Source organism: Nocardia ninae NBRC 108245, assembly GCF_007990755.1.
Taxonomy (GTDB): Bacteria; Actinomycetota; Actinomycetes; order Mycobacteriales; family Mycobacteriaceae; genus Nocardia; species Nocardia ninae.
The window spans coordinates 16,561-27,826 of the sequence record NZ_BJXA01000098.1 but is presented as its reverse complement, the minus strand read 5'-3'; the positions used below and the strand labels follow the sequence as shown (position 1 = coordinate 27,826).

Sequence of the window (11,266 nt, the reverse complement as noted above, 5' to 3'; positions counted from 1 at the left end):
TACGTGTCCTATCTCGTTGATACCGAGGCAGTCTCGTTGATCTGAGGTATTCGCTGATTCGTCTCGTACGTTCGAGGCGGGGTGGTTACAGTGGGCCGGTTCGTGCGGCGACGAGGTCCGGGGTGTCATGGCGGCGGGTGGTACAGCGGCGGTGTCGGCGGCCGCTGGCCTGGTGGACTCGTTTACGTTGCGGTACTTAGAGATTGGGTCAGCTGGCGCCGTTGAACGGCAGGGTTCGTTGACTGGGCGCTGGAGTACTCGATTCGAGGAGGTGCTGCCGGTGCGGCAGTTTCCCTCATATAAGGGCAGAAGAACTCTCCGGGTCTGTATTTCGCGGCGCCCGCGAATGAGCCGCCCTGCACGGGCTCATCGCGCACATCGACGCCCTCCTCGCCGCCACGCCCGCCATCCCCGTCCGCGAAATCTGGGAACACCTGCTCAATGACCACCACGCTGCAGTCACCTACGAATCCGTCCGCGCTTACGTCACCAGCTGTCGCGGCCCGGCACCCCGCCCGCCGCTGCTGGTCACCGGTCACACCGAAACATCCGCTACCACAGGCGAAACGACGCCTACGCACGCGAAATCGTTTGTCAGCCCGACCGGCTCGCGGCAAAGATCGCTACCCATGGACGGTCCACCTGATATCGGCATCCGAACCGCGACCGAAGGCGACGAGCGAGCACTGGCCTGCATCGACCATGCCACCTGGTCGAGCCAGGTTGCTCCCGTCCCGCTTTGGCCGCTGGACACCCCCTTCTTCAATGATGGGACATCACCGGAGAACGTGCTGCTCGCACACGAGAACGACCACATCCTCGGATATGTGAAACTCCGGCCATCCCAGATGCCGGCATCGAGCGGGCATGTCCAAGAGATCAACGGATTCGCCGTCGCTCCAGACCACCAAGGACGCAGCATCGGCCACCAACTTCTCGATGCTGCCTTACAAGAGGCACTCAAACGCCGAGCCCGCCGCATCACCCTCAGGGTCTTGGGCTCCAACACGCGTGCTCAGGCAATCTATCTCGCACACGGATATCGCATCGAAGGCAGACTCGTCGGCCAGTTCCTGATCCAAGACCGCTACGTCGACGACATCCTGATGGCCCTCGAAACTTGCCCCACGAACAACGAGACTGGACTACCGGGAGTGTCCTGCTGACCTGTGATCGGCAGCACCCCTGCTTCCACGAAACCCAACGGGCGTCACCGGCATACGCTCTCTGATCAGGGAGGAATCATGGCCAATCGCAAGCGCACCGTCACCGCTTCCGAAGTCCAGGACGTTCTCAACTACTTCGGCAAATGTCCAATCTGCGACTATCCGGCTCGGGCATGGCACCTCACCGCCCAGTTCGACGACGGCCGAATCGAGAGCCAAACCGTCGCCGCCTGCGGCGGCTGGTGCGGATGGAAAGGCCCCGTGAGCCCCACCCCCATGACCGGCGACACCGCCGTATTAACCCAGGGCCAACGCAATTGCATCGATCCGCGCCGGCCTTCCCCTGCCCGACTCCGCGCCGAGGCCACCGAGAAACAGCTCGGTGAGCTACCTCAGATCAGTGAGACCACAATCCCGCCCACCGTCTCATGAAGTTGAGGCACCGCAGCTCAGCGCACCGACTCTGCCCCATCATCGATGGGACAGGACAGTACGCTGCGGCCGGCGACCGCTATTGGTCGCCGCCTGCCCCGCCCGATGTCGACATGGATGACGCCTGGTGGGTGATCGGGATGGTCGCGCTCTGGGCGCTGCCCTTCGTGGTGGGTGCAGTGGTACTGCGCCGCCGATGGAAACACGGGGCCGTCGTACTCGCGGCCGCGCCGATAGCCATCGGCGTCCTGGTCATCGTCGCGGTATTCGCCAACCCGTTGAACCTGTGCTGATAAACGGGTGGTTAGCTGTGGGCCAGGCCCCCGTCCCGACGGCACCCGGGCGAGCGAGAACGCCAGCGCGCCAGCGGTGCTGGCCGCCTACGGCCCCGACGACGCCGAACGTCCGCGGGCCTGTGGTCTCGACGGCACGCTGACCGAACCGTCGCGGGCACGCCCGGCCTGACCGGGCCGTCGCACCCCACGGAGTTGTCGGTGGTCTCCCGCGCTATCGATCCACGACCGATGGTTATGCGGGAGATGCATGAATCAGTGCGACGGCGAGACCACGCACCTACCGGCCCACCGACACCGGCATCGCCATCTCGTACCGGTGGCCGGGCCCGAGCAACTCGCCTTCGAGATCGAACCCGTGGAACCAACCTCATGAGACAGCACAACTAGTTGTGGCAGACGTCTATGTCCGCGGCGAACAGCAGCAGTGATCTGACTGCTTGTCCTGTTCCGTAGTCGTTGTTGTAGATTCCCATGAATCCGTAACGGTTTGCCGGGTGGCCCGGCACCGCGGCAGAGCTCCAGTTGACTCCGAATCTCAGGTCCGGGTACGCCGCGCGGACCTCGGTGAGCGTTGAAGCTGCGGTGATCCCCTCCGGAGTATGCGGGGCGTCCTTTGGAATGATCGAGACGACTTTGCCTTTGTTCATGTAGCCGCCCCACCCGGCGTGGGTAGTGAACGAGCGGCATCCGAAATCATCGTCGGGGCCATTGATCTCGGCGATCTTCCCGCTGCCCCTGGCCTGAGCGGCGGTCATCCCCAGGTCGATTCCGTCGTAACCAACGGCCCACGACGGCGTCCAATCGCTTCGCGGTAGTCGTGGGAGGTAACGGGGAGGTCGGCTGCGTTTCGGTCGCCGGAGCCGCTGCGGAGTTGGGCGGCGTGACGGCCGAGGCCGACGGGGACTCGCCAACCGTAGAGTGTTCGGTCGAGCAGCCTGCGCCGAATGCCAGCGCCATCATGAGGGTGCCCGTCGCGCCCAGTCGGATAGTTCGTTGCAGCGAAACCACAGGTTGTCCTCACGAGTTCGTACCGTTTTGCGGCGGGTTGACAGCCAATGGTAAGTAGTCGGCCGAGTCGGCTACGAGCCCTCAAACCAGGGGTCGGGATACGAAAGAGGCTGTGTAGCGGATGGTTTGCCCGTGGTGCACTCCAGCCGGGCCGGGTTGCCGCATCGACCTCCCTGAACCGTCCCCACTAGCTCGGGGGGCTTCCTTGAGGAGCGCGATCAGACCGGGTCAAATGTAGTGGCAGAGACTCCATGACTGGCCAACTTCGATGGCAGAGGTCCAACCTCATTGGCACAGGACACCCGCCCCAACATGCCCCTCTGACAGCCAAAGTGCTGTCATTTTTCGTCTGCACAAATCGCCAGGCGGGGCGCCGAGTGACGCCCAAATCCACCTGGAACTGCCGCCGGAATTCACCCGTCTAGCCACCCGGATTGGCCTCGACGGAGGCGATCACGGCGGCCGTAACCCGAGCATCGTCGTCCAGTACCGGCTCCCTCAACGAGCAACCTGCAGATGGTGGTCCGACGACCTTCGAAGCCGGCTTATCTCGAATCCGCGAACGCGTCCAACTCACGTATCGCCCTGGTGCCGTCCCACGGTTCGAGCAGCTGACGTGTCTCGGCGTACTTCTGACGAAGCCGAGGCGAAGTGTTCTTGCGTGATAGTGCGAGTGCCTGTTTCGCGGCGTCGACAGACCGATCCAAATCCAGGGGCGCCGCGATCCTGGCCAAGCGCAGCAAGGTCAACGCGCGATGCCTGGACGCCAGCTCAGGTATGAATTGCAGCGACTCTTCGACCGATTCTGCGGCGCCATGTCGGTCCCCGGTTGCTTCCAAAACCGACCCGGTCACGTCGCTGGTAACCCAACCGGCCATCCAGTAAGCGTAGGACTGGTCCGGCGTCGTCTCTGTGATGTGCTCTCCCGACACAGCTTCCAGCTGCCGACGGGCGTCTTGTCGCCGATTGGCGTGTGCGAACGCTTGGGCGGATCGCAGTGCTCGGTAGTCGGCCATTCGGCGATCGCGGATCTTGATCGCAAGTGCGGCGTCGGCATAGTCGGCCGCGTCAGCGTAACGGCGGGTCCAGACTGCCAGGTCGGTGCGGTGTACCAGGATCCCTGCTTGGACATCAGTATCACCGGCATTCTCAGCATGCTCGAAAGCCTGGCCGAACAGCGCGTCAGCCAACCGCACGTCTCGTTGATCCCACGCCGCCCATGCCGACGACGCCACAGCCTCCGCAGTAAGTCGAGACAATTGCGGCTTCAGGAGTTCAGGGCAATCCGGCAGCAATGTCAGACAGGTCCGTGCCATCGCGTCAACAAGCGGTTTCGCTGCGTCGGAACCAAGCGAGTCATCCAGCAGCATTCCCGCGTGCACGGTGGTCCTGAGGTGATCAATGGCCGCAGGAGTTACCGTCGGCTTGGCTGATCCGGCCGTTGCCGCGAGCGCAGTTGATGTCATGAGGAACTGTCTGCGGTTCACGTCGGTCTCCTCGGCCAGGACTTCGAAGCGCGCCCGCGCTACAGGCTCCAGTGTCGCCAAAAGCGAGTCCAGCGCAACCTGTGCCGCGACATTGACGGCCGATTCGCCACGCTCCCAACCAGATACCGTCCGCTGTCCTGCGTCGATCAGCTGGCCAAAATCGCGCTGATTCATGCGCAACGCCATCCGCAAGGCCTTAACACTCTGACCAATCCACCAGATGGTCACGGCTGCCCTCGCTAAAGCTCGCTCAAACCTGCGTCGTTCTGCTCTGCGCTCTGCATCGTCCCAGGTCCAGAGTTGATATGTACCGAAAAACGGAAAAGCAGCACCGCAGGCCAGCGCTCATTCGGCGCCCACGATGCCTGCCGTTGGTTCCATTCTCCCTTGCCCTAGGTGGTAGCACGCATGTCCATTACGAATATTCGTGGATCACTACTTATCAGCGATATGACACAGCACCAAGCACGCTCCGCCGGCGTCGGCGGATGGGTTGTCAGCTACCTGCCCGGTCGAACTCTCACCATGGTCCAGGCTCGAGCCGCCTTGCGGGCAGCTGAAGAGTTGACCGCGCTCCGAGAGTGCGCCGCGCTGCTGGGGCTGACGGCATTGGAAGCCGCCGGGATGGCGGCCACCGACTGTCCATGGCCGGAGCCGCGTCGACAGTGGCTCGGCTTGCGAATGTTGTCGCGTACGCGAGTGGATCAATGACAAACCGCCGACATGCCGTGGCGCGAAAAGTAGCCAGCTGTCGTGTACCAGTCGCGCCGGACTGCGGCTACGTCATCCGCAGGAGTGATGATGTTTGAGAGCTGCCACAGCGCCCAGGAAGTGGCCCATATCTATCGCGGGCTAGGATTTTCCGTGTCGTGCTTGTACGAGCGCGTGTCTTTGGTCGCGACTCCGTCGCTCGGTGCGGTCGTGATGCCCGCTGGTCTGGGCCGCAAAGTGCATCAAGAGCTGGCGGCCGGGCGCCGGTCCGACGCGGTGCCGATCGTGAGCTACTCACGGCCGAATCGTGAGTGGGTCTTCCTGGTTGGTCCGGTTCGGGGACGCAGCCTCGTAGCCCGTACTGTGATCCAGCTCGCGGAGAAAGGGATTCGGATCCTGGAATCCGGTGAACGCGTCTGGCTGCCAATGACTGACCATCCGACTGGGTGGTACTGGGAGTCGCGGCCGTCGGGCGTCCTAGTGATTCCGTCACGCACGACTGTGATCGCCGTTGCCCGCCAGCTCCTTCAAACCAACCCCTACGCAGTCCGGCGGTGACCGATGGAGCTGACACCGAATCAGGAGGTGGGCCAGCCAGAGTCAGACGGTTCGGAAGCCGGAATGGCAGCATCGTTTCTCTCGGGCGGGGCGTTGCTGTCAGCTATTCGCGGACATCACGTGGGAATCCATCCGCTGGCAGACCTCGCCCGGCAGTTCGGTCTGATGTACCAGAGGCGCCAGGATGCGTCGGCGACTGAGTTTCATTGCCGCAGAAGTGAACTCATGCGCGCAGTGGACGCGTGGGCAGCCGAGCACCAGACCTCACCACATCCGAACGCGACTCTCCACACTGAAACGTTGGGGTCAGTCATCGACCAGGTCGCCGAAGCACACGTACACGCCTACCAATTGCTGATGACGATCAATCCAACAGACCCAGCGGTACACGCAGCCTGGTTCCGCCTCGCGGAACTGGTCGACAGCTACTCCGATCTGATCACCAAGGTCATCCAGCGTTCTCGACGTCTTCCAACATCGTCAACCCAAACCCGAGAACATCCGTGAGTACCGCTCGAGGCTCGGGGGCGCGCCTTCGGCACCGTCACAACCTGTGGGCCGAGGGAATCCGGAAACTCCCGGTCACCACCTCGACCGAGCTCCTGGCCATAAGTAGCGGCAGTCAGATCCGCCGGCTTCGGCCCGCCGCTGCCGCAGCTCGGTTACGAAGTTGCTGCCGTCGTCGTCTTGCCGCATCCTGCGACGACTCAGGTTTCGGCCTATTAGCAGCGGTTGACGTTGCCGCCGAGACTCTTTCGATGCGTTGTGTCGGGGACAGCGCTGCGGCGGACTTTTCCTCAGTCTGATCTATACCCTTCGACCCCGGTGTCGTGGCGATCTGCCTCTGAGCTTCGCTGCTTGCTGCGGTTTTGCGATGGTCCGTCTCAGAGTTTGCTGCGTTCGAGTTGTCTTGTCCGGCGCTGAGCCGCCGCATGAATCCGCGTCGGTAGCGAGCATTGTTGACGGTGCCCTCCGGGGTGCGTGCCTGGTCCTCGACCACGGCGTCGTCGTTGATGATCCTTTCGCGCGGTGAGCTTTTGATGGTGACCGGGTCCAGGCTTCCGGCGAGGACTACATCGCCGGTAAGGCCTTGGTGGCAGTCGACGCACAGCTCATCGCGCAGTTGTCGCCAGTCGCCGCATTCGGCGCATTCGCCGTTGAGTCCAGCTGATTGGGTTGTGGTGGACTGCTTTACGACTGTGGGGAAGTTGTCCTGTTCGACCCATGCCTGCGTGACGTCCTTGGTGTGAAGGTCTCCGTAGCGCCACTCGTGGCGGAACAGTGCCGGTGAGTAGCTGTTGAAGTTCGTAGCGATGGCGTCGAGGCGGGCTCGGATCGCTTGGTCACGACTGTGTCCGAGTGGCAGTTCGGGGATGCCTGGCCGTCCTTCTTCGCGGCAGGTTCCACACAGGCCGTCGTCGCCGTGGCCTGTGGTGATCTGCCCGGTCCAGCGGTCGATGCAGGCGCGTTCGAGTCGGCATGAGACGCATAGTGGCTCGGTGACTTTCGAGGCAGCGTCGCGGTCGTAGTCGCGGCGATCGACGATCAGTTCGGGGCGTGGTGTGCCTTGTTCTCTGCGTTCCTCGCTGTCGAGTTGGTTCTCGTAGGCCTCGACTGCTGTAGCGCCGGCGTTTCCGGTGCGGTGACGCGGGTCGCTGCGCTTGGCCGGGTCGACGCGTCGTGTGAGTGGTTCGGTGGGTCGGCGGGGTTCGGTTGGTCTTGTCGCGGCGGGCTCGATGTCGGGGATGTATTGGTGTTCATCGGTTTTCGGTGCGCAGGCTTCGATCAGTGCGCGGTGTTGTTCGTTGTCTCGCCAGAGTTTGCGGAGTTTGGTGAGGGCGACGTCGTGGGTTTTGTAGCGCAGGGTGTTGGCGATTTCGCCGATCATGGCCCAGGTGTGCTCGTCGAGGTCGGTTCGGGTTCGCCGGAGTTGTTGTTTGGCGGCGCGCATGTCGCTGGCATCTATCAGGGCTCGGATGGTGTGGATCGCGTCGCTGGCGGCGGCCGTGGAGGCCTGCGCGACGGTGTTGTCGTGGTGTGGTTGCGCCATAGAGACCTCCTCGACAGTGGGTCACGGGTGGCGTCGGTGCGGCCGGGTTCGGTTGGGTTGGCGTGCTATTCGTTCGCGCCGGTTCCTAGCGGCGTCACGGGTCGGGTTGTGCCCCAGTGGCGGTGTTCGCCCGCTGTCAGTGCTGATGCTGTGGCTCTGGCTGTCACTGGTGACTGACTCGGTGAGTCTTTGGGCCGGGTCTCGTTCGCCGGGTGAGGTGGATCCTGTTGTGTTCGATCGTTTTCCGGATCGAGTCCATTGGATTGGTTGTCCGGATCGGATCGCGGCTCGCACGCTTGTGCTGGTGGTCAGGTTGGTGTCGAGTTCGCGCAGTTTCTGGTCGAATTCGCGTAGCCGTGTCACCACCTCGGCTGGCACCGCGCCGCGGTGTCTGTCATGGGCGAAACCTGGCGTGGCCGTGCGGTTTTCCAGTGCGGTGAGCAGTTCTTCGCAGGAGCCGTATCGCCCGATCCGGCCCATCTCGCCGGTGTGTTCACCACCGGGTTGTGTCAGTCGCAGCTGCTCGCCATACCAAGGGTCGAGATGTTCCACGGGGCTGCGTCCAGCGTGAACGATCAGACTGGGGTCGTTGGGGTGGGGGTAGTGGACCTCGATGCCGTGCCAGCTCAGTTGTTCGCGGGCACGTTGGGCGTGATCGGTGATCTGATCGAGCCAGCTGCCGCTTGGCGCCGCAAGGTCGGTGCCGTCCTGGCGTGCGGTGCGGTCGATGTCTGCTAGTGCCTCGACGATGTCCTGTCTGCCGATGCTGGCGGCGAAGTCGAGGGTTTGGTCGCGTAAGTCGTCTGCGTGCAGCTTGTGTTCGATACGGCGGGTTCCCGCGTCGGGATGGTTGGCCGCGTTCATCGCGGCCTGGTAGTCATCGCACAGGACGTCGCAGTGGAGATCGTCGACGAACACTTTTCCGTCGAGCTCGCGGGCACCCCCGAGCACTGTCGTCAGGCGGTCTAGTTCGGTGACCGCCTCAGCGGCGGGGATTGCGGTGGCGGTGTTCAACAGACGTCGTTTCCCGCTGACCACGTCGTGGGCGGCGATGGTGAGATCCACGGGGGTGTCGGCGTCGGCTATCGCGTGTTCGCGGATCCATTCCCGGGCTTTCCACCAGCTGGTGTGTGCGCCGAGGTCGCCGGTGGTGCTGCCGGTGCGGGCGTAGGTGGCGATGTAGGCCAGCGAGCTGGTGTCGATGGGTTCGGCCGTACTGCCGCGGCGGGTCAGCCGCGCTGCTTGGAGCAGACTGTCTCGTTCGATCCCGTCCAGATTGGGTGGGTTGTAGAGGGAGCCGAAGAAGGTTTCGTGGAGGATCTGGCGTGCGTAGTCCGGGTCGTTTGCCCAGTCCTCGACCGCGGCGTCGAGATAGCGCCACCGCAGTGCCCATTGGGGTGGGCCGGTCAACCAGGCCCGTTCCAGTTGGGTCGCTTCAGTATTCAGCGCCAGGTATTCGGTGACCGACTCGGTCGTGATGGCATTTTGACGGAGTCGGTAGAGATCTTCGTACGCCCAACGCATCTCGGATTCGTTGAAATCGTGTCCCGAGTGTCGAGCCTCCTTATCGTCCATGCGATCGCCTCCTTCGTCGTCACGAAATATGTTGCTTACCGGCTCCTTTCACTGCTCGTGTCGGTTTGCTCCGTGTGGGGCGCAGCGTTTGGTGGCTGTCATAGCCCGTCGCGATGCGTGGGGTCGCTGCGGTGGTCGAGGTCGGCGGCGACGTATTCGGCGAGGCCGTCCTGTGTGGGTTGGGGTTGGCGGGTGCAGCGGCAATGGCGGGGTTGGCATGCGGAGAAGTCCGAGATCTTGGTGAGGCGTTCGATGGTGGGCCATAGCCATTGGGTGTGCCAGGCGGTCATGTCTTCGCGCGGTAGTTCGGCGGTTTCCTCTTCGCACCAGTACGCCGCAGTGTGCGCGGCCATGAGGGCGGTCAGTTCTTCGCGTACGCCCTCGTGCTGAAACCAGCATGGGGGGATGCGGGAGCCAACCTGGTAGGTCTCTCGCAGCCAGCCGACCCAGTCGATCAGCTCCTCCCACAAGGCAGCGGCATCGCGCCGGTCTAGGTGCCGCCAGTTGTAGCGGCAGGGATAGTGCTGCGGCGCTGAAGATTTCACATCCGATGCTGTCGATGTGTTCATGACCAGCCTCCGTGTTCGTTGGGCAGCTGCAGGTGCGAGGGAACAACGCCGCTGTCGATGATCTGATCGAACAGTGCCGTGGAGGCGAGGGCTTGTTCGCGCCAGCGTCCGACCTCCCACACGCTCGGTAGCCGCAGCAGACAGGCTGGTGCGTTGCGGTACAGCAGCAGCCCGTGATCGCTGGGCAGTTCACGGATCTCATCAGCGCGCAGCACGGTGTCGTCGTGGAGTTGGTAGCTGCGTCCACCCTGGTGCAGGCTGGCTTCCCAGCCGCGACGTTCCCCGATCAGCCGTGAGATCGCGGCCAGCTCCTCAGTGCCGCGCAGGCCGGGCAGGATCAGCATCGCTGGCGCGGACTGGGCTAGGACACGTCCGGCCTCTGTCCCCCACCGTAATTCGTTCTGGTCCTGGTTGTGCGCGAAGGCCCACACACAGATCCCTTTGCCACCGGAGTCGGTCATGATCTGGGGCAGATCCGGGATCGGGGCCACATTGTTGGTCTCGTCCAGCACGAGCCGTACCGGTGGGTCCAAGCGTTTGCCGGGCATCCGTTGGGAGGCTCGGTCGGCGAGGTGGTGGACTTCGGCGGCCAGTGCGGCGACGAACGGTGCCATGGATCGGCTGCTGCCCCGCGACACCAGATACAGGGTGTTCACGCCGGAGAGGACGAACTGCTCGACATCGAAGGATTCGGCGAGGTCGATGTCGATGGCGGCCAGCAGTTTCGGTGATGCCAATGGTTCCAGCAGCCGTGCGGCTGCGGCGAGGACGTCGTCGGTGGATTCGCTGCTCGAGGCGAGGATCTGGTCGAGTTCGCTGGCCCAGTCCGGCAGGGTCTGGGCCAGGATGTCGACCGGGGTGCGGTTGGTGCGCGCCGATATCCACACCCGGACATCGCGGATCGAGTAGTTCGCCGTCGCCGCGGCGTGCAGGCAGCAGCGCAGCACCGTGGAGGCCTTCTGCTCGAAGTAGGCGCCGTTGCGAGTGCCCTCGAGAGGCATCGCACGCGCCGCAGCGTCCGCACGCCGGATCGCGGTGTCCGGATCAGTACACCCCGCCAGGAACGACCAGCGCAGCCCGGCGGGCCAGCCGGTCAACCCTTCCGGATCGAACACCGCTATCCGGCCTCGCCTGGCACGGTGGGCGATGGTCGCGGCGACGAGGTCGGCTTTGGTGGTCGTTACGAGGGCGAATCCTGGTGCATCGCAGACGCGTTGGTACGCGACGCGCCAGGTCTTTCCCGCCCCGGTGGGCCCGTGCACGATCACCCCGTCGCGATGCTGGAGATACACGTGCTCGCCGGGCCGGTCGGCGAGGACACCGATGTCGACCGCCGCCAGTGACGGGCCGGCGGCGCGGGTACAAGGCCAGTGCCGATGCCTCATCGCCGCCGCCTCCGACGCCTTGATCGCCG

Annotated in this window: 11 protein-coding genes; 5 read left to right on the top strand and 6 right to left on the bottom strand. The window is 63.8% G+C overall.

Features of this window, described 5'->3' with window-relative positions:
• Positions 1-629 precede the first annotated feature (629 nt).
• From NN4_RS39560 to NN4_RS45475, 4 genes are all read left to right on the top strand, one after another.
• Positions 630-1,166 carry a GNAT family N-acetyltransferase gene (locus NN4_RS39560; RefSeq protein WP_147142130.1) on the top strand — a complete coding sequence of 179 codons (537 nt, stop codon included), beginning with the start codon at positions 630-632 and terminating at the stop codon, positions 1,164-1,166.
• A gap of 78 nt (positions 1,167-1,244) precedes the next feature.
• A complete protein-coding gene (locus NN4_RS39555; RefSeq protein ID WP_147142127.1) occupies positions 1,245-1,598 on the top strand; it encodes a hypothetical protein in 354 nt (117 codons plus the stop codon).
• A gap of 113 nt (positions 1,599-1,711) precedes the next feature.
• On the top strand, positions 1,712-1,891 hold the full coding sequence (locus NN4_RS39550) for a hypothetical protein (RefSeq protein WP_147142122.1): 180 nt from the start codon (positions 1,712-1,714) through the stop codon (positions 1,889-1,891).
• Between the two features lie 7 nt (positions 1,892-1,898).
• A complete protein-coding gene (locus tag NN4_RS45475) occupies positions 1,899-2,063 on the top strand; it encodes a hypothetical protein (protein WP_186818847.1) in 165 nt (54 codons plus the stop codon).
• Between the two features lie 214 nt (positions 2,064-2,277).
• On the opposite strand, the gene NN4_RS39545 is transcribed toward NN4_RS45475, so the two are convergent.
• On the bottom strand, positions 2,278-2,649 hold the full coding sequence (locus tag NN4_RS39545; RefSeq protein ID WP_147142119.1) for a hypothetical protein: 372 nt from the start codon (positions 2,647-2,649) through the stop codon (positions 2,278-2,280).
• A 798-nt stretch (positions 2,650-3,447) separates the two neighbouring features.
• On the bottom strand, positions 3,448-4,617 hold the full coding sequence (locus tag NN4_RS39540; protein ID WP_147142117.1) for a helix-turn-helix domain-containing protein: 1,170 nt from the start codon (positions 4,615-4,617) through the stop codon (positions 3,448-3,450).
• A 1,044-nt stretch (positions 4,618-5,661) separates the two neighbouring features.
• Here NN4_RS39540 and NN4_RS39530 point away from each other — a divergent pair.
• The gene (locus NN4_RS39530; protein WP_147142113.1) at positions 5,662-6,165 is read left to right on the top strand and encodes a DUF4254 domain-containing protein; all 504 of its coding nucleotides are present in this window, start codon (positions 5,662-5,664) and stop codon (positions 6,163-6,165) included.
• A gap of 115 nt (positions 6,166-6,280) precedes the next feature.
• On the opposite strand, the gene NN4_RS39525 is transcribed toward NN4_RS39530, so the two are convergent.
• The 4 genes from NN4_RS39525 to NN4_RS39510 all read right to left on the bottom strand — a co-directional run bounded on the left by NN4_RS39525 (position 6,281) and on the right by NN4_RS39510 (position 11,237).
• Positions 6,281-7,708 carry a hypothetical protein gene (locus NN4_RS39525; protein WP_147142098.1) on the bottom strand — a complete coding sequence of 476 codons (1,428 nt, stop codon included), beginning with the start codon at positions 7,706-7,708 and terminating at the stop codon, positions 6,281-6,283.
• A gap of 21 nt (positions 7,709-7,729) precedes the next feature.
• Entirely contained in the window at positions 7,730-9,283 is a 1,554-nt protein-coding gene (locus NN4_RS39520) for a hypothetical protein (protein ID WP_147142095.1), read from the bottom strand.
• A 98-nt stretch (positions 9,284-9,381) separates the two neighbouring features.
• Positions 9,382-9,852 carry a hypothetical protein gene (locus NN4_RS39515; protein WP_147142092.1) on the bottom strand — a complete coding sequence of 157 codons (471 nt, stop codon included), beginning with the start codon at positions 9,850-9,852 and terminating at the stop codon, positions 9,382-9,384.
• Positions 9,849-11,237: a type IV secretory system conjugative DNA transfer family protein gene (locus NN4_RS39510; RefSeq protein WP_147142089.1), complete on the bottom strand. Its 1,389-nt coding sequence runs from the start codon at positions 11,235-11,237 to the stop codon at positions 9,849-9,851. The genes NN4_RS39515 and NN4_RS39510 overlap by 4 nt, the downstream gene beginning before the upstream one ends.
• Positions 11,238-11,266 lie beyond the last annotated feature (29 nt).

What these genes read in the sequence shown, in the direction of transcription:
- NN4_RS39560 (WP_147142130.1), top strand. Translation starts at nt 630, where the DNA reads ATGGACGGTCCACCTGATATCGGCATCCGAACCGCGACCGAAGGCGAC.
- NN4_RS39555 (WP_147142127.1), top strand. Translation starts at nt 1,245, where the DNA reads ATGGCCAATCGCAAGCGCACCGTCACCGCTTCCGAAGTCCAGGACGTT.
- NN4_RS39550 (WP_147142122.1), top strand. Translation starts at nt 1,712, where the DNA reads ATGGATGACGCCTGGTGGGTGATCGGGATGGTCGCGCTCTGGGCGCTG.
- NN4_RS39545 (WP_147142119.1), bottom strand. Translation starts at nt 2,649, where the DNA reads ATGACCGCCGCTCAGGCCAGGGGCAGCGGGAAGATCGCCGAGATCAAT.
- NN4_RS39530 (WP_147142113.1), top strand. Translation starts at nt 5,662, where the DNA reads ATGGAGCTGACACCGAATCAGGAGGTGGGCCAGCCAGAGTCAGACGGT.
- NN4_RS39525 (WP_147142098.1), bottom strand. Translation starts at nt 7,708, where the DNA reads ATGGCGCAACCACACCACGACAACACCGTCGCGCAGGCCTCCACGGCC.
- NN4_RS39520 (WP_147142095.1), bottom strand. Translation starts at nt 9,283, where the DNA reads ATGGACGATAAGGAGGCTCGACACTCGGGACACGATTTCAACGAATCC.
- NN4_RS39515 (WP_147142092.1), bottom strand. Translation starts at nt 9,852, where the DNA reads ATGAACACATCGACAGCATCGGATGTGAAATCTTCAGCGCCGCAGCAC.
- NN4_RS39510 (WP_147142089.1), bottom strand. Translation starts at nt 11,237, where the DNA reads ATGAGGCATCGGCACTGGCCTTGTACCCGCGCCGCCGGCCCGTCACTG.